Source organism: Gemmatimonadaceae bacterium (genome assembly GCA_030647905.1).
GTDB lineage: Bacteria > Gemmatimonadota > Gemmatimonadetes > Gemmatimonadales > Gemmatimonadaceae > UBA4720.
Genome location: JAUSJA010000018.1, coordinates 63163 through 80701, shown reverse-complemented (window position 1 = coordinate 80701; position 17539 = coordinate 63163). Strand labels below are relative to the sequence as shown.

The 17539-nt window shown below is 63.1% G+C and carries 19 protein-coding genes; 10 read left to right on the top strand and 9 right to left on the bottom strand.

Annotated features, from left to right (window positions below; translation table 11 throughout):
- Window positions 1-53: 53 nt before the first annotated feature.
- From Q7S20_04080 to deoC, 4 genes are all read right to left on the bottom strand, one after another.
- Window positions 54-1412, bottom strand: a complete 1359-nt coding sequence (locus tag Q7S20_04080; GenBank protein ID MDO8501003.1) for a helix-turn-helix domain-containing protein — start codon at window positions 1410-1412, stop codon at window positions 54-56.
- A 433-nt stretch (window positions 1413-1845) separates the two neighbouring features.
- Complete coding sequence (locus Q7S20_04075) at window positions 1846-2730, bottom strand: aldehyde dehydrogenase family protein (protein MDO8501002.1); 885 nt, start codon at window positions 2728-2730, stop codon at window positions 1846-1848.
- Window positions 2730-4295, bottom strand: a complete 1566-nt coding sequence (locus Q7S20_04070) for an aldehyde dehydrogenase family protein (protein ID MDO8501001.1) — start codon at window positions 4293-4295, stop codon at window positions 2730-2732. The genes Q7S20_04075 and Q7S20_04070 overlap by 1 nt, the downstream gene beginning before the upstream one ends.
- Window positions 4295-5284, bottom strand: a complete 990-nt coding sequence (deoC, locus tag Q7S20_04065) for a deoxyribose-phosphate aldolase (GenBank protein MDO8501000.1) — start codon at window positions 5282-5284, stop codon at window positions 4295-4297. Before deoC ends, Q7S20_04070 begins: the two co-directional genes overlap by 1 nt.
- Before the next feature lie 21 nt (window positions 5285-5305).
- Between deoC and Q7S20_04060 the strand changes: the two genes are divergently transcribed.
- Window positions 5306-5977, top strand: coding sequence for an HAD-IA family hydrolase (locus tag Q7S20_04060; protein MDO8500999.1), 672 nt, complete (start codon window positions 5306-5308; stop codon window positions 5975-5977).
- 481 nt (window positions 5978-6458) lie between these two features.
- Window positions 6459-7133, top strand: coding sequence for a Bax inhibitor-1/YccA family protein (locus Q7S20_04055; GenBank protein ID MDO8500998.1), 675 nt, complete (start codon window positions 6459-6461; stop codon window positions 7131-7133).
- Between the two features lie 12 nt (window positions 7134-7145).
- Here Q7S20_04055 and Q7S20_04050 read toward each other — a convergent pair whose 3' ends face one another.
- Window positions 7146-7460 (bottom strand): 4a-hydroxytetrahydrobiopterin dehydratase, encoded by a 315-nt coding sequence (locus Q7S20_04050; GenBank protein ID MDO8500997.1) that lies wholly within the window; start codon window positions 7458-7460, stop codon window positions 7146-7148.
- Window positions 7461-7556: 96 nt separating this feature from the next.
- Between Q7S20_04050 and Q7S20_04045 the strand changes: the two genes are divergently transcribed.
- Window positions 7557-8678: a radical SAM protein gene (locus tag Q7S20_04045; GenBank protein ID MDO8500996.1), complete on the top strand. Its 1122-nt coding sequence runs from the start codon at window positions 7557-7559 to the stop codon at window positions 8676-8678.
- Window positions 8679-8708: 30 nt separating this feature from the next.
- On the opposite strand, the gene Q7S20_04040 is transcribed toward Q7S20_04045, so the two are convergent.
- The 4 genes from Q7S20_04040 to Q7S20_04025 all read right to left on the bottom strand — a co-directional run bounded on the left by Q7S20_04040 (window position 8709) and on the right by Q7S20_04025 (window position 11391).
- Window positions 8709-9191: a hypothetical protein gene (locus Q7S20_04040; GenBank protein ID MDO8500995.1), complete on the bottom strand. Its 483-nt coding sequence runs from the start codon at window positions 9189-9191 to the stop codon at window positions 8709-8711.
- A gap of 129 nt (window positions 9192-9320) precedes the next feature.
- Window positions 9321-9683 (bottom strand): transmembrane domain-containing protein, encoded by a 363-nt coding sequence (locus Q7S20_04035; protein MDO8500994.1) that lies wholly within the window; start codon window positions 9681-9683, stop codon window positions 9321-9323.
- The gene (locus Q7S20_04030) at window positions 9680-10249 is read right to left on the bottom strand and encodes a sigma-70 family RNA polymerase sigma factor (GenBank protein MDO8500993.1); all 570 of its coding nucleotides are present in this window, start codon (window positions 10247-10249) and stop codon (window positions 9680-9682) included. Before Q7S20_04030 ends, Q7S20_04035 begins: the two co-directional genes overlap by 4 nt.
- A 53-nt stretch (window positions 10250-10302) precedes the next feature.
- On the bottom strand, window positions 10303-11391 hold the full coding sequence (locus tag Q7S20_04025; protein ID MDO8500992.1) for a CoA transferase: 1089 nt from the start codon (window positions 11389-11391) through the stop codon (window positions 10303-10305).
- Window positions 11392-11641: 250 nt separating this feature from the next.
- Here Q7S20_04025 and Q7S20_04020 point away from each other — a divergent pair, with 250 nt between their 5' ends.
- The 7 genes from Q7S20_04020 (at window position 11642) to Q7S20_03990 (ending at window position 17520) form a co-directional block, all read left to right on the top strand.
- On the top strand, window positions 11642-12349 hold the full coding sequence (locus Q7S20_04020) for a hypothetical protein (protein MDO8500991.1): 708 nt from the start codon (window positions 11642-11644) through the stop codon (window positions 12347-12349).
- Between the two features lie 34 nt (window positions 12350-12383).
- A complete protein-coding gene (locus Q7S20_04015; GenBank protein ID MDO8500990.1) occupies window positions 12384-13565 on the top strand; it encodes an ArgE/DapE family deacylase in 1182 nt (393 codons plus the stop codon).
- Window positions 13562-13783, top strand: a complete 222-nt coding sequence (locus Q7S20_04010; GenBank protein ID MDO8500989.1) for a hypothetical protein — start codon at window positions 13562-13564, stop codon at window positions 13781-13783. The genes Q7S20_04015 and Q7S20_04010 overlap by 4 nt, the downstream gene beginning before the upstream one ends.
- A complete protein-coding gene (locus Q7S20_04005) occupies window positions 13780-14406 on the top strand; it encodes a ribonuclease H (GenBank protein MDO8500988.1) in 627 nt (208 codons plus the stop codon). Before Q7S20_04010 ends, Q7S20_04005 begins: the two co-directional genes overlap by 4 nt.
- 20 nt (window positions 14407-14426) lie before the next feature.
- Window positions 14427-15119 (top strand): zinc ribbon domain-containing protein, encoded by a 693-nt coding sequence (locus Q7S20_04000; protein MDO8500987.1) that lies wholly within the window; start codon window positions 14427-14429, stop codon window positions 15117-15119.
- A 36-nt stretch (window positions 15120-15155) separates the two neighbouring features.
- Complete coding sequence (locus Q7S20_03995) at window positions 15156-16358, top strand: acetyl-CoA C-acyltransferase (GenBank protein ID MDO8500986.1); 1203 nt, start codon at window positions 15156-15158, stop codon at window positions 16356-16358.
- A 61-nt stretch (window positions 16359-16419) separates the two neighbouring features.
- Window positions 16420-17520 (top strand): hypothetical protein, encoded by a 1101-nt coding sequence (locus Q7S20_03990; protein ID MDO8500985.1) that lies wholly within the window; start codon window positions 16420-16422, stop codon window positions 17518-17520.
- Window positions 17521-17539 lie beyond the last annotated feature (19 nt).

Sequence of the window (17539 nt, the reverse complement as noted above, 5' to 3'; positions counted from 1 at the left end):
GAGACTCAAGATATCTAACGTCGTCAGGGCCTTCAGCTTGTCGTGCTTCTGGCTCATGAGGATTCCGTCGTGAAATAGCGGCGTTTGGGGTCCTGCGGGCTGGTGCCAATCTCGCGCACGAGTCCTCGGGCAACCAGCGCGGCGAGACGAGTGCGCGTGGCGCGGGGCGTGAGCCCGATGCCGCTGGCGATCTCCCGCGTCGCAAGGCCGTCCGGCGCGGTGACCAGAGCCACGATGGCGCGGTCGATCGGATCGAGTTCCACCGCACCGACGCGCTCAGTACGAATGGTAACGCGGAAGCGGATGCCAATCTCCTCTAGCGCAGGGGGTGCCAGCCCAGCATCACGGCATGCCGCGATCATCCGCTGGATGCCGCTCCCCCATTGCTCCACCAGGCCTAGTTCGTGGAACACGCGCCCGATCACGCGATTGCGCAGCTTGGAGACGCCGAGTGGAAGGTCTGCGATCGTGAGGCCAAATGGCAGCAGCCCCGGGTTCTCAACCTCCAGTCGGTCATCGAACAGAGCAACTCTGATCGGTGCTCCGCGTTGAGAATAATCGGCGTGCGCAACCGCATTGATCACCGCCTCGCGCACAGCGACCGGAGGCAGAGACCAGCGCTCTATACGACGGACACGTCCGATCTCAGCACCACGGGTGGAGTGCTTTTCAACGAACTCAATTGCCGACACGATCCCTTGGAGGAGTGGTCCTCGTAATTCGGCATGATCGACGATGGTCGCCCGGTCTGTACCCTTGAACCTGCCAACCTGAATCCAGGCGTCCGGAAAGTGTCGCAGCCGGTTAGTCCCGAAGAGGATGATCCCGCCAATTGTTGGAACCTTGCGGCCCTGGTGCGAATCCACCAGCCGGAGCGTCTCCACATCACGCCGCGCCAACCGTCGAACCGGGGCGAACAACTCGGAAGCCACTCGGAAGTCAATCGCTTCCGAGTCGAGCTCAGGCATCGTTTGCTCATCGAACGCCTCGCCCCGTGCGAACCGCTTCATCTCGTTGATGAGCGCGTCGTCAGCCCGGCGGTTTGTCGAGCCCACCCGCACGTAGGTCCCGCCGTGTACGCCCGTTTTCGTGATGTAGTGTGGGCGACTGGGGCTGGGAAAGACTTGCACCGCCACCACATGGGTCGTTCGGTAGGTAAGTATCTCGAGGTCCGGGAGCAGGCGTGGCGTGATGGAATCGCTGATCAAGCTAGCGAGACGCTCTTCGAGTGCGATCGGGTCGGAAACGCCCCGTACGTGCCGGGTGCCGTCTTCAACGCCGACCATGATGATGCCGCCGGCTGTGTTGGAGAAGGCCACGATCGTCCGCAGCACTCCGTCTGGCGAGGAGAGATCGCGCTTGAACTCGAGCGTCTTGCCTTCAGGCCGACGAAGGGCTGCGAGGAGATCCATAGCTCAGAAGTCTACTCTGAAGCATTGACTGATGCCAGCCTTCCGAGTTCTTGATTTGTGTGATGTGCCATTGCTAAGCAGACCAGGGTCTTTGATGTGCGCGCCTCAATAACCGATCGCCGATGTGACCCAATACGCGCTCCTTAGGCAAGGGCGCCATGCGCGCCTGGTCGCACATAACGCCCCAAGGTCGTGCGTCCCGTGAGCAGCGCCGAACCTTCTCTTGACTAACTCGTCAGCGTTGGAGGTATTATCGCGGCTGACTAGGAGCCAAACCCGCAGCCTCGGCCAACCGATTGTATCGCAGGCACTGTTTTTTTCAGTCTTACAGGTTACGGCGGAGGGTTTACACGATGCTCGAAATCCGCCCGCGTACAAATGTGCCCCTTGCACAATTTCTTGGCTGGTGTCTATGCGCAATGCTCCCGCAACGCTACACCCCGATCGGATGCCAGGTAGTCTTGAACTCGATGAAATCCTTGATCTCGTAGACGCCCTGCGTCTTGTCTGAGTACCAGTCGAGCTTCTCCTCCGCCTTGCGCGTCTTGACTCGCTTTACTGAATCCGCCGCACCTAACGCGAGCTCCTTCCGCTCTTCCGCTCCAACGACGGCACTGACGCCACGTATATGAGTGTGCGTAGCAAACGTCGGCAGCAACTCGCGTCTGAATCCTGTGAGCAGATTCACAACACCACCAGGCAGATCCGACGTCGCGAGCATCTCACCGAGCACGATCGCAGGATATGGCTGCGCCTCCGAAACCAAAGCAACGACAGTGTTCCCGCTCACAATGACAGGAGCGATCTGGCTGATCAACCCAAGCAGCGGCTCTGAATCCGACGCAATGACCCCGATGATCCCCATCGGCTCAGGCACCGTGAAATTGAAGAACGGCCCCGCAACAGGATTGGTATTCCCCACAACCTGCGCATACTTGTCCGCCCACCCCGCGTAGTAGATCAACCGATCCACGGACGCAGCGACTTCCTTCTCTGCATCTCTCCGGGAGGTGCCGCCCGAGAGCGCAATTGCATCAGCCATCTCTGCGCCTCTGGCTTCGAGCATCTCGCCGAGACGATACAGAATCTGCCCGCGATTGTACGGCGTCCGCTTAGCCCAGTCGGGTCCGCTCTTCGCTGCCGCCTCTACGGCGTTCCGCAAATCCTTCCGCGTACACTGCGGAACATTCGCGAAAAACTTTCCGTCTTTCTTGCCATCCTCGAAGATCGGGAACGTTCGCCCGCTCTCTGACCGGATGAACGCACCACCCACGTAAACCTTGGGGGTCTTCGTAATCGGCAGCCGATGTGAAGCCATTAGACGATCTTCCCGTAGTCGAGCAGACCCTGCCGTCCACCCTCGCGGCCGAAGCCAGACTCCTTGTAGCCACCGAACGGCGACGACGGATCGAACTTGTTGAACGTGTTCGCCCACACCACGCCGGCCTTGAGCTCGGTGCTCATCTTGAGAATCCGCGAGCCCTTGTCGGTCCACACGCCCGCCGATAATCCGTACATGGTGTTGTTCGCCTTCTCCACAGCTTCTTCGAGAGTTCTGAATGTCAGCACCGAAAGAACGGGACCGAATATCTCCTCCTGCGCGATGCGATGGCTCTGCGTCACACCAGTGAACACGGTCGGCTTGAACCAGAACCCGTTCCCCGGCAGACGACACGCAGGCGACTGATACATCTGCGCGCCTGCGGTCACGCCTGAATCGACAAGCTCAGTAATCCGATCGAGCTGAGCGCGAGAATTGATCGCACCGACATCGGTGTTCTTGTCGAGAGGATTCCCAACGCGCAAAACATCAATGCGGTTACGAAGCTTCGCGACGAACGGCTCGTAGATGGATTCCTGTACGAGCAAGCGACTCCCCGCGCAACACACGTGACCCTGATTGAAGAAGATGCCGTTCACGACACCTTCGACGGCCTGATCAATCGGCGAATCGTCGAACACGATGTTCGCCGCCTTCCCGCCGAGCTCCATGGTCATCTTCTTGTCGCTGCCGGCAACCTGGCGCATGATGCGTTTGCCGACCTCGGTGCTCCCGGTGAACGCGACCTTCGCCGCCAGAGGATGGCCCATCACCGCCGCGCCGGTCTCCCCGGCACCAGTGACAAAATTCACGACCCCCGGCGGAAGCTCCGCCTCGTTCAACAGCTCCGCGAACTTCATCGCCGTCACCGACGTAGTCTCGGCCGGCTTCAAAACCACTGTATTCCCCATCGCCAGCGCGGGCGCAATCTTCCACGCGAGCATCAGCAGCGGGAAGTTCCACGGAATCACCTGCCCTACTACGCCGAGCGAATGCACCTCCACGCCGGGAATGGCGTACTCGATCTTGTCCGCCCAGCCCGCGTGATAAAAGAAATGCGCGGCGACCATCGGCACGTCGAAGTCACGCGACTCCTTGATCGGCTTCCCACCGTCAATTGTCTCGGCAACGGCGAACTCACGCGCATGATCCTGCACGAGACGCGCGATGCGATACAGATACTTGCCGCGCTCCTTCCCGGGCATCTTCGACCACACGGAGTCATATGCTTTCTTCGCCGCCTGGTACGCGGCGTCCACGTCTTCATAGTTGGCCAAAGCAATCCGCGACACGACCTTCTCGGTCGCCGGATTGATCGAATCGAAATACTTCCCCGACTTCGGCTCGACGAACTTTCCGCCGATGTACAGCTCGTACTGCGGCTTGATCCTCGGATCCGCGGTCTCGGGCGACGGATCGTACTCCCACAGATCCCCGAAGATGAGCGTTGGAATCGGCGAACGAACCCGCTGTCCGTTACCCGCTACGCGGTGCCCGGTACCCGCTGCCCGATGTCCGTCTTTTTGCGCCGCAGGCTTGGCGACCGGCTTTGTTGTGGCCATCAGTAGCTCTCCGCCGCTTCAGTGAAATACCAGGGCGCCTGGTACGACCCGGTCTTTTGCTTCTCTATCTGCCGCAACAGATCGTTCAACAGCGAGCTCGCACCAAAACGATACCGACTCGAATTCAGCCACGCGTCGCCGAGGGTCTCCTTCACCGCCACGAGATAGTGCAGCGCCTGCTTGGCGGTGCGGATTCCGCCCGCCGGCTTCATCCCGATCGCGGTCCCGGTCTCGAGATAGAAATCGCGAATCGCCTCGATCATCACCTGCGTGTTGGCAAGCGTCGCGCTTCCCGACGCCTTCCCCGTGCTGGTCTTGATGAAGTCGCCTTCGCGAATCACACGCATCGCAATGAACGACGCCGCGCGAATCTTGTCGTAGCTCTCGAGCTCCGACACTTCAAGGATGACTTTCAAAGTCGCGTCGCCACACGCTTCGACGACGGCGGAGATCTCGTCCTGCACGCGCTGGAACTCGCCGGCGAGGAACTCGCCGCGATTGATCACCATGTCCACTTCGTCGGCGCCATCCGCAACGACCTGCTTCACTTCGGCGAGCCGGAGCTTCAAGGGACTCTGGCCCGACGGAAATCCGGTGGCGACAGAAGCGACCTTGATAGGCGTGTCAGCGAGCAGCCGAGCGGCGGTCTTCACCAGCGACGGATATATGCACACGGCCGCCACGGAAGGCACATCCGGATCATCACTCGGCCGCCGCGCCTTGGCGCAAAGCGACGCGACCTTGCCCCGGGTGTCCTTCCCCTCGAGGGTGGTGAGGTCCACCATCGAGACCGCCGTAGTGAGCCCCCACAGCTTCGATTTCTTCTTGATGCTGCGCGTCTGGAACTTGGCGACGCGCTCCTCGATCCCGACCATATCGACGGTGCCCACATCGTCGAACAGCTGGCGGAATCGCTTCCCGGTACCCGGTGCCCGTTTCCCGGTGCCCGATGCCCGATGCCCGTTGCCCGACATACGATAACTGGCCATCTCCTAATATACTTTGGAGTCATGAAACCGCCCCGCCCTTTTGCCGTCCTTTTCGACCTCGACGGCACGCTCATAGACTCCATCGGCCTGCTGCTGAAGTGCGTCCGTCACATTTTCGAGGGACGGACGCCGGCCCCAACCGACGAGGAATGGATCGCCACCCTTGGGACTCCCCTTCGTAAGCAGCTTGCCGCCTATGTCGATTCCGATGACGAGATCGAAGCCATTGTCTCGAAATACCGGACTTTCCAGCGCGAGCACCACGACGCCCTCACGCTGGCCTATCCCGGTGTGAAAGAAACTCTTCTCGAGCTCGAGCGGCGCGGGCACCCGATGGGCGTCGTCACCAGCAAGTCGAACGAGATGATGGACCGCGGCCTCGCATGGCTCGGCGCACTGGAGATGATGCAGACGCGAATAGGCATGAACTCCTGCGAGATCCACAAACCCGACCCCTTCCCTGTTCGACTTGCTCTGAAGGAGCTTGGATACGAGCCCAGAGAAGCGCTGTTCGTCGGCGATTCGCCATACGACATTCTCTCCGGCAACGCGGCTGGCGTGGTGTCGGTCGCCGCCATGTGGGGCCCGTTCACGAGGGAGCAGCTCGAGCCGGCGAAGCCCGCCGAGTATCTGGACAGGATCGAGGATCTGCCGCGTCTTCTCGATCGCCTCGAGGGGAGAACGGGCGGCTGATTCACCGCGCGGGCGCCGGGTAGTGGGTCAGTTTAGCCATGTCTCTGCACTTGCCACGGAGACACGAAGAACACGGAGGGAAAAACGGTTGTTGGGGGAACTGCGGGACCACGCATAGTGCGGTGCTGAGGGCCTCCATTGAATATGAGCCTGAGTCATAAGGAGACCGAGAGCCTCACGGAACGTATTATCGGCACTGCGATAGAAGTGCATCGACACCTCGGACCTGGATTGCTGGAATCGACATACGAAGATTGTCTTTGCTGGGAACCTGAGCAGGCTGATCAACGGCATGAAGCGCCTTTCCCTCTAAAGCGTTTTTCTCCGTGTCTTCGTGTCTCCGTGGCACGCAGGGTGGCTCGCAGGGTGGCTCGCCTCCATCCTGTCAACTCGAAACTGACCCACTACGGGGCGCCGACCCCTGCACCCAACGCTGTACCGCGGTGTATAATCAGGTCTGATTCCCAAACACTGGAGCTGGATGATGGGCGTGTCGTTCCCCGCGGGGACAATCGTTCGTACCGGCGAGGAGCGCGCGACGCTCGTTCGCCGCACCTACTCGCTCGTATTCGTAAGCATACTCATCACGATCGCGGGCGCGATGTTCGCGCTGTCGCAGCCACGTCTCATGGGAGCCGTCGCGCAGCATCCGTTCATTGCGATGATCGCGACCTTCGCCCCGCTCCTCATCGCGATGCGCGCGCGCGACGCGTTCCCCGCCAACATCGGGCTGGTGCTGCTGTTCACGTTCGCCGAGGGTGTGTTCATCTCGCCGATGCTGTACGTGTACGGGCAGCAGCAGCCGGGGCTCATCACGCAGGCGGCGGTGCTGACGATCGGATCGTTCGGCGTGCTCACCGGCTACGCGTTCGTATCGCGGCGCGACTTCAGCGCCTGGGGCAGCTTCTTCATGGTCGGCCTGTGGGTGGTGATAGGCACCATGCTGCTCAACTTCTTCTTCCGTAATCCGGCGCTCGATCTATGGCTCGCCGGCGTCACGGTTCTCGTGTTCAGCGGGCTCCTCGTGTTCGACACGTGGCGCATTCGCAACGTGTACGGGCCAAATGAGTACGTCGGCGCGGCGGTGCAGATCTATCTCGATCTGCTGAACATGTTCCTGGCCTTCATCCGCATACTCGGTGGCCGGCGGAGCTAGCATCGGGACGAACTAGGCCAGCGAGCTCCCATCGCCTGGAGCAGACGATCCGCCCCCGTCTATCGCCTTCGCCAGATCGAGATCGTTCTGCGTGATGCCGCCAGCATCGTGGGTGCTCAGCGAGAGCGTCACCTTCGAGTACCGGATGTCAATGTCGGGGTGATGGTTCGCTTTCTCAGCCAGCTCCGCGACACGATTCACGAACACCATCGCGTCCACGAAATTCCGGAACTGGTACAGCCTCGTCAGCACGTCTCCGCGGCGGGACCACCCCGGGAGATTGCCCAGATCGCGCTGGATCGCGATGTCGGATAGGAGCTCTGGCATGACTCGTCCTCATGGTTGCCACTATTGGACAGCGGTGCGAGCGGGAAGATAGCAAGTATTCTCGCGCCCGTTCCTGTTTCGGGCTATGTTCGGTATATGGCGGGGACTCGGCAAACGCCGGCGGGCGGACGCGGCATTCGGCAGGAAGCGCTGTTCGGTGAAGCGTACGAGCGGGAATCCCGCATGCTCCCGATCATCGGACAGCAGAAGGACATCCGCTACTACGCCGCGTTCGCGAAGAGCGTCCTCAACGGGCCCGAGACGACGGGAATGGGCTACTGGTCCATCAATCCTTACGTCGGGTGCGCGTTCGGATGCGCCTACTGCTACGCCCGATACGCGCATCGCTACGTGATGGAGCGGGCGGCGACCGACGACCGGATGGAGAGCGTCCTCTCGGAGCGGTACGACGCGATGCCGCCCTGGCTCGCGTTCGAGCGCAACATCTTCGTCAAGCAGAACGCGCCCGACGTTCTCGCGCGGACACTGAGACAGGGAAGCGACAAGCATCTGTCACTCCTCAAAGGCGAGACGATCGTGATCGGCACGGCGACCGATCCATATCAGCCGGCCGAGCGAAAATTCCGTGTCATGCGGCGGATTCTGGAAGTTCTCGCGGATCATCCGGGCCTCAGGATCAGCATCATCTCCAAGAGCCCGCTCGTCACACGCGACATTGACGTGCTGTCGCGCATCAACCGGATCTCCGATCTCACCATCCAGATTTCGCTGATCACGCTGAGGCGCGATCTGGCAAGGCGTCTCGAGCCCCGCTCACCCACCCCTGAGGCCCGCGTTCGCGCGCTCGGCCGACTTCGCGAGGCGGGAATACCCGCGGGCATCAACTGCATGCCGGTGCTTCCCGGCATCACCGACAACCCGTCCGACATCGAAGCGCTGGTGAAGCGCGTGTCGGAAGCGGGAGCGACATACGTCGGCGCGTGCGCGCTTCGCCTCCGGGCAACCGCGCGTGATCGCTACCTGCCGTTCATCGCGCAGGAATTCCCGCATCTCGAGGAGCGCTACCGCAACACTTACGCGCACTCGCATCACGCGAGCGAGCGATACCGCGACGGGCTGGCGCGGTTCTTCGACCGGATCTGCGCAAAGTACCGCGTCGCCAGCTGGAGCAAACGCTCTGACGACGAGGAAGGGGATGACGCGCCCGATGAGCGCCCCACCCCCTCCACACAACTGCAGCTGCCCTTCCCCGCGTAGCCCGTCGGGGCTCAGCCGCGGTGTGCCGTGTTACTGGTCGCCGCTTCCGCCCGCCGGAATGTCAGCCGCCGAATAGCCTACGTCCATCGCTACGAGAACCGCGGCCGCGTTGTTCGCTACACCAAGCTTCTTGGCGCAGTTGCGGATTGCGGTGCGGGTTGACGCATCGAGACGGCCGGTGACATGGCTGATGCCGCAACTGCGGTCTCTCAGCTCCTGTTGAAGAGCTAGGAACTGCGGACCGGTGAGTCCTGCCGCGCCCTTGGAGGTGGGGCAGCCCCATGGACAAGTGGTGCCATCGGACGGCGGCACCGGCCTGGCTTCGAGACTCGAATCCTTTGCCGCCATGCTCGCCATCGGCGCCGGCGCCGGCGCGGGTGCGGGCTCCGGCGCGGGCGCAGGCATCGCTGTCGTATCCTTCTTTGTCGTATCCGTGGGGGTGCCTTGCGCACCCGCAATCACCGGCAGCATTACGAAACCGGCGGCTACAGCCAGCATCCTGAGCTTCATCATCCCTCCCTTCGAGTGAGCAAGATGTTCAATCCGTCGGCCTGGAAGAATGCAAACGGCAGGCCGCTTTAACAAAAATGCCAGTCCCGCTGAGCATTGGCGAGACTGGCACTGAAAGGAAACATCCGGTTCTCAACGCACGAGCATGAATCCAATGAGTGCGCCGATAGCCACGATGATCACTCCACCGATCACCGCCACTGCGGTGCCAAGCTGAAATCCCTTCGGGGGAACATCCACCGCGACCATGGGCGTGTCGGGAAGCGAGCTCAGAATACGGCTCTGCACATGAATCGGCGTATTGCGGCGGCGAAGCTGCTCGGCCTCGCTGTTGATGCGCGCCCAGAGCTCGGCGGTCTCCTGCTCGTCCGCGGTCGCCAGACCCTCACGCGGCTGCTCGCCATCCAGCCACGCCTGCACTGCCGGCGTCGCGGGCGGGGTCTTTCTATGGACCCGCTGTTCCGGGGCCGGTCCGTCCGGGGTCTCGTCGCTCATGCGTACTTCTCCTCGAGTAATGACTGCAGCGCCTCGCGGGCGCGATGCACACGCATCTTCAGCGCACCGACAGTGGTTTCCAGCAACACCGCCATCTCTTCGTACGACCTGCCTTCGACGTGTTTCATTACGAACGCTTCGCGAAGTGATTCGGGCAGACGCGCCAGCGCATACTCCAGATCGGAACGCAGCTCGTTGCGATCCAGCTCCTCCTCGGGATTCGAGAACGAAGACGGCTGATTGTCCTCTTCGTAGCTGACGTGCGTCCGGCGAATGTTCTTCAGCCAGTCCTTACACGAATTCGCGACGATTCTGAACAGCCACGCGTCGAACCTGCCGCGCACCTCACCCAGGTGCTGGTACGCCTTGATGAAGCTCGCCTGCAAAATGTCCTCGGCTACATCGGGACTGCCCGTCATGCCGAGTGCGTGGCGATAGAGCGGATCGCTGTAACGCTGGATCAGGATACCGAATGCGTCCTTGAATCCGGCAAGGACGCGACTGATGATCTCCTGGTCCGCATCGGCCTGGTCTACAGGCGGGGCCGTTGGTGCGGTTGTAGTCACGCCGCTAGTGTAATGCGTTTGTCGAATCCCCGATAGACGGGAAGTCGGAGCGTTCAGCGGTCGAACGCACCCCATCGCAGTCGCCGAATCTCCTCTCCATGCTCATCCAGTCGCGGCGGCGGAAGCCGCACATCCCCCGGCACGCTCGGCGCGATTCCGGTGAGAGGGGAGACGGAAACTTCGCTCAGCGATTCGAGAACCGTCTTCACCAGACCGCATGGTACGCCCGCTGCGTCGAGCTTCGCGATCCATTCCGCCGCGGGACGCTCGCGCAGTTTTTCGGCGACGGCTAAGACGATGCGATCCCGCGATGTGAGCCGTCCGGCATTAGTGGAGACCGAAACGTCATCGGCCAGTGCGTCGAGCCCGAGCGCTCTCGCGCATCCCTTCCATTGAGAGTCGCTTCCGACCGCGACGATTATTGGCCGGTCGGCGGCATGAAAGAGCTGGTACGGCACGAGATTGGGATGCTGGTTTCCCCAGCGCCTGGCGTCACGCCCGGTGACGAGTGAGTTCTGGGCGACGTTGATCAGCGCGGCGGTGGCGCTGGCCGAAAGAGAGATGTGGATGCGTCGCTTTTCCGGCGGAAGCGCTCCGCTGGAAACGCTTTTGGCGACGAGAGCGGCGAGAATCGAGATCGCCGCGTCCTTGCCCGCAATGATGTCGGCCAGAGCGACGCCGGCGCGCATCGGCTCCCCCTCCGCCTCGCCGGTGATGGACATCCACCCGCTCTCCGCCTGGACGACGAGGTCGTAGCCGACGCGTGGATTGTTCTCCCCAAACCCGGTGATCGTGCACCATATGAGACCGCTGTTCTCCTCGACCAGCCGGCGCGGATCTATCCCTCGTCGCTCGAGAGCGCCCGGGCGGAAATTGTCCACCACAATGTCGGACCCGCGGGCGAGCTCCAGAATGAGCTCCCTGTCGCATTGCTGATCGAGATCCAGAGCGACGCTTTTCTTGTTCCGGTTGACCGAGAGGTAGTACGCGCTCTCACCCCGATCGTCGAACGGCGGCCCCCACCCGCGGGTGTCGTCACCGGTGCCGGGCTTCTCGATTTTGATGACCTGTGCGCCAAGGTCGCCCAACATCATAGTAGCGAGGGGTCCTGCCAGCACGCGCGACAGATCGAGGCATTTCATGTGATTGAGCATATGATGTCTTGGTAATGTTGCTATAATGTCTTGGTGTTTGTGCCACGATCGTGCGGTCACCCGAGGGCGAAGCCACCTATAGTCCTACCTTATCCTTACTTGTTTTAGTTACGGAAAATCATATACTTAGCGCCGTTTCCCACCTCTTGCCGCCGAGCGTGGCGGAAATGTCTCGTGAGGTGTGAAACCTTCCCCCGAATAATCGAATCGCGACCCGTCAATAGATCAGGAGCGTGTGATGGCTGAGAACCAAAAACCGTCGGTGCCCGCGGTCCCCGCAGCCCCCGCAGCCCCCGCCGCCCCAGCGGCCCCAGCCGACGGCGCTCCGCCGACTCCGCCCAGGCGGAGTCCCGGCCACCGTGGTGCCGACGTCAAGGATACTGTCGCCGAGATGGCGGCGAAGGCCCACGAGATCAGCCTCGAGGCCGGCAGCAAGATGGCCGCGGCGATGAAGGACGTCGTGAACGCCGCCGCCGGCCTGAGCGGCTTCGTGATCGAAAGTGCTCGTGACCTCGTCCAGTATATGGTACGGCGCGGACAGATGACGCAGGAAGAGGCCGACAAGCTGATTCGCCAGGTCGAGGAGCATCAACCCAAGCGGAAGCCCGTCGCGCCTCCGGCACCAGCGCACGTTTCGGGCGCGGCGAAGCACGCTGCTCCCGTGAAACCGGCTGCTCCAGCGAAGGCCGCACCGAAGCCGGCACCGAAACCGGCAAAGCCTGCGGTGAAGAAGGTGAGCAAGCCCGCGCCGAAGAAGCCAGCTGTAAAGAAGCCCGCTGTAAAGAAGCCAGCTGCAAAGAAGCCAGCTGCCAAGAAGCCAGCCGCCAAGAAACCAGCCGCCAAAAAACCAGCCGCCAAGAAACCAGCCGCCAAGAAACCCGCGGCGAAAAAAATCGCGGCGAAAAAGCCCACTCCCAAAAAGGCGGCGAAAGCCAGGCGCAGGTAAGCCGCGGAGCGTCCGCGGCGAGCGGGAAGCTCGGTTGAGCCAGATCGCAATGCAGATCCCTCGCGGTGACGCGATCGCGCTGACGCGCGAGCTCACCCGCATTGATTCGAGAAACCCCACGCTCGTCCCCGGCGGACCGGGCGAGCAGCAGATCGCGCAGTCGCTCGCCGGGCTGCTCGGCGACTGGGGATTCCGGGTCGAGCTCTCCAACTCGGCGCCCGGCCGTCCCAACCTCACCGCGCGGATCGGCCCGAGCGGCACTCCGGCGCTGATGTTCGCGGGGCATCTCGACACTGTCGGCGTCGAGGGAATGTCGCACGATCCCTTCGCGGCAGAGATTGCCGGCGGCCGCATCTACGGCCGAGGATCGGCGGACATGAAATCCGGAGTCGCGGCGATGTGTGTCGCCGCGGCGCGAGCGGCGGAACAATGCGGTGACAAGGCGCGCCGGCAGATCGTCATCGCCGCCGTCACGGACGAGGAATACGAGAGTCTCGGGATGCGCGCCCTGCTCGCGAGCGGGCTCACCGCCGAGCGCGCGATCCTCACCGAGCCAACTTGTCTCGCGATCTGTCCCGCGCATCGTGGATTTGTGTGGATGGAGATCGAATTCAGCGGGCGCGCGGCGCACGGCAGCCGCTACGACATCGGCGTTGACGCCATCCGCCACGCCGGACTGTTGCTCGCAGATCTGGACGAGCTCGACGCCGGACCGCTCCGCACACGTACACACCGCCTGCTTGGCCGCGCGTCGCTTCACGCCTCGACGATCTCCGGCGGCACGGGCCTGTCCACTTATCCCGACCGGTGCGTGTTGTCGGTCGAGCGAAGGACGTTGCCCGGCGAGACGCCGGCCGACGCTCTCGCCGAGGTCAATTCGGGGCTCGATCGCGTCAGGGCGCGGCGGCCCGAGCTTTCCGCCTCAGTTAGATTGATAACCGCGCAGGCACCGAGTGATGTCGCGAGTGACGCGCCGGTGGTTGGCGCGCTCGAGCGGGCGCTGCGAGCCGAGGGGCTCGACGCTCCTGTCGAAGGAATGAGTGCGTGGACCGACGCGGCGCTGCTCAACGAAGCTGGAATTCCGGCGGTGTGCTTCGGGCCCGGCGACATCGCGCTGGCGCACGCGGCCGAGGAGTACGTGCCGGTGGCGGAGATCGAGCGGGCAGCATCGGTGCTGGCGCGCGTCGCGGTGGACTGGATGATGGAGAGAGATTGAGTCAACTGACACACAGGCAGTACGACGCGCTCGAGAGCGCCATCACGCATGGGCGGCGTGTCTCGATCTTCCGCCGCGGCACCGAGTATGTCGGAGTCCCCAAGCGCATCTGGATGGAAGGCCAGCGCGAAGCGGTGGCAATCCTGCATCCCACGACCGGCGACGAGATAACGCTTCATCTCGACGAGATCGAGCGGCTCCAGGTCGTCCCGACATGAGCGCAAGGCATGACGAAGCAGCGCTCATCGCCATCTACGCCGACGAGTCCTGCCTCGGCAATGGCCGCGAGGGGAGCAATCCCGGCGGCGCCGGAGGGGTGGTCGAGCTGATGGACGCCGAAGCCGGCCGGCTGGTGAGATGGGATTACTGGGTTTCCGAGCCAGCGACGACCAACAATCGGATGGCGCTGCGATCGGTGATCGAGGCGTTCGGCGAGCTGTCGCGCATGGAGCGGCCGTTCCACGTCGTCTTCACGAGCGACTCGAAGTACATTGTCGAAGGGATGCGCTCGTGGGTAGCCGGCTGGATCGCGCGCGGGTGGAAGCGAAAGACCGGGCCGATCGAGAACCTCGCGCGCTGGAAGCAGGCCATCGAGGCGACGGCGCCGTTCGACTGCCAGTGGAACTGGGTTCGCGGCCACAACGGACAACCGCAGAACGAGTACGCAAACCATCTCGCCACGCGCGCGGCGGCGGAACAATCCAACTCCGCAGGCCTCGTTCCGTCGGAGTTCGAGAGCTGGATGGCGGCGCGACGGGAAGGAAGAAATGGGTTCAGGGATACCGCGCCGTTTCCCGAGCCCGGGACATTCAAGCCAAGCCCGAGAGTATGGACGATCTAGACCGCGTATTTCATCGCCTGGTGAGCAACATCAGACACCGGCACTCGGAGTATCTGACGCTGCCCTTCACGGTGCAGGAGCTCTACGAGACGCTGATTCCCTACCGCCATCACCGGCGCGAGCTCGGAATCGAAACGAATCAGGATTACGAGATCGCGATGACGCGGCTGCTCTCCGGCGAGCGCGACTACCTGCTCACCGACCCCGCCATGCGCGACAAGCTCAAGGCCGAGGTGGAGTCGCGCAACATGGACACCGGCGCGTTTCGCGAATTCGCCACTTCGAAGGTGTCGCTCGCGCCGGAGGCGTTGCGTCGCATTCGCGCCCTGACTGCGTCCGGGACGGAGGCCGCGCCGACCGCGAATGGATCGGTCGCGGCAGAGGAGACCCCACGAGGATCGGTCGCCGAATCACCGGGCTCGGTGTCACCTGCCCCTGGTATCAACGCGACATTCCCCGTCTCATCACCCGGACCAGCGCCGGCGCCGGTCGCAGACGCGGCGAGAACCGCTCCCGCGGCGCTGTCGTCGCTGATGAGCGCTTCCGTTCCCGAGGGGTGCCGCTTCTGCGGCGGCACGCTTCCTGAAGGCCGGACGGTGATCTACTGCCCGCACTGCGGCAATAATCTCTCGGTGTCGCGCTGTCCCGCGTGCGGCAGCGAGCTGGAGAAAGGGTGGAAGTTCTGCGCGACATGCGGTCGCGGCGTCGGCTGACGCGTATCGGATCAATCTTCTAAAACCGGAATCACGATGACATCGAACGGCAAGAGCGAGGTCGTCTTCCTCTCGGCGGTTCGCACGCCGTTCGGCACGTTTGGCGGAACGCTCCGCGACATGCCGGTGACCGAGCTGACGACTTACGCGGCAAAGGCGGCGATCGAGCGCGCGGGAATCGAAGCTGCCGACGTGGACAGCACGATTTTCGGCAACGTCCTCTACACCAGCGCCGACTCGGCGTATTTCGCGCGGCATGTCTCACTGAAGGCGGGATGCCGGGAGGAGTCTCCGGCGCTGACGCTCAATCGTCTGTGCGGCTCCGGTTTCCAGTCGGTGGTGAGCGGCGCGCACGAGATCCTGCTGGGCGACTCGACTGTCTGTCTCGTCGGCGGAGCGGATTCGATGTCCCAGGCGCCTCACATCGCGAGAGTGCGATGGGGAGTGCCGTTCGGGAAGTCGCCGCCGCTGGAGGACACTCTGTGGGCGGCGCTCACCGACAGCTATGCCGGACTGGCGATGGCGGAGACGGCGGAGAATCTCGCCGACAAGTACGAGCTCGGACGCGAGAGCGTGGACGAATTCGCGCTTCGGTCGCAGCAGCTCGCGCGCGATGCGTGGGCGGCGGGCGCGTTCGCCGATGAAATCATCGGCATCCCGGTGCGGAATCCGAAGACGAAGCAGGTCGAGACCTTCGCGCGTGACGAGCACATGCGGCCCGACTCGACACTCGAGGGCCTGGCGAAGCTAAAGCCGGCATTTCGCGAGAATGGCGTCGTCACGGCCGGCAACGCGTCGGGAATCGGCGATGGCGCCGGCGCTCTCGTCATCTCCAGCGCGTCATTCGCCACCGATCGGGGGCTGAAGCCGCTCGGCCGTCTCGTGTCGTGGGGGATCGCGGGGGTGGATCCGAAGATCATGGGCATCGGCCCGGTGCCGGCATCGCGCAAGGCACTGTCCGCAGCCGGCCTCTCACTCGACGACATGAATATCATCGAGATCAATGAGGCGTTCGCGGCCCAGACTTGCGCGGTAGAGCGCGAGATGGGGCTCGATCGCGCGAAGCTCAACCGTCAGGGCGGCGCCATCGCCATCAGCCACCCCCTCGCGGCGTCCGGGGCGAGAATCACGGCCCATCTACTGCATACACTCCGGGCTGAGGGAAAGCGTTACGGACTCGGCAGCGCCTGCATCGGCGGGGGCCAGGGGATAGCGCTGATCGTGGAGGCATTTCACTAGCCCGCGCGAAGATCGCCGGGCTCTGATCCGCGCCTCGGCGCGGTAAACCCGGAGGACTGCAATGTGTTTTTCAACAGCGCGATGGACATGGATGGCCGGATTCGTTGCCGTGCTCGCCGGTTGTGCGACGGTAGGGGGCATGGGCTCGACTGGATCCACCGACACCGGCGCGGTGGCGCCGACGACCGCGTGGCCCGTCCACGCCCGCGAACATGTGGACCTGTGGCTCCACGGATTCGCCATGATCCAGGACGACACGACTCAGGTGCCCTTCTTCCGCCGCGGGTACAAGGCAGAGATGAACGACCTCAAGCGGCGCGCGAACGTCACCACCCAGCTCGACGCGAACATCTCCACGCTGCGCAGCCGGTTCGCGCTGAACAGATCTCTCGTCAATGCGCAGTTCATCCCGCTCTACTTCGCGTCACTCAACGAGCTGCTGCAGGCGATGGACATCTTCGTGCGCGCCGACGGAAATCCGCGTGCGGCAAGCAACCAGGAAACGGCGGATCTCATCGCCCTCCTCTCGGGATATTTCCCGGTACCCGCCGACCGTGAATGGGCGCGTCTCTTCACGCAGTCAATCCGCGACGAGAACAGCCGCTTCTACAAGGCGTACTGGGATCAGCAGCAGCGCGAGCGGGTGCCCGTGCTGGACCAGGTCTCGAGCATCTGGGAGAACATGTACCGGCCGCGTCTCCAGCGGTTCCTGAACAACACGCGCCAGGCGGGCGGCGAGATCCTTCTCTCGCTGCCGCTCGACGGAGAGGGACGCACGCTGAGTGCGGGCAAACGCCAGAATGCCACCGCGGTGGCCTTCCCCGCACGCAGCTCCGACGCGATCGAGGCGATCTACGTCGTCGCCCACGAGCTGGTCGGACGCGAGGTGGCGACGGCTGTCGAGGACAACGTGACTCCGACCGACAGGCGAAACGGCCTTCTCGATCGCTACATCTCCGCCGGGGCGGTGCGAGGGGGAGCGATCCTGCTTCAGAAGGTCTCACCCGAGCTGGTTGACGGATACGCGCGCTACTACCTGCGCTCGGCGAACCGGAGCGTCGGATCGAATCCGGTTGCATCGCTGGCTATCGCATTCCCTCTGCCCGATCAGATCAGGGACGCGATCTCGAGGCAGATAGACGTGGTGCTCGGGGGCATCTAGCTCTCGCGAAGAACCTTAT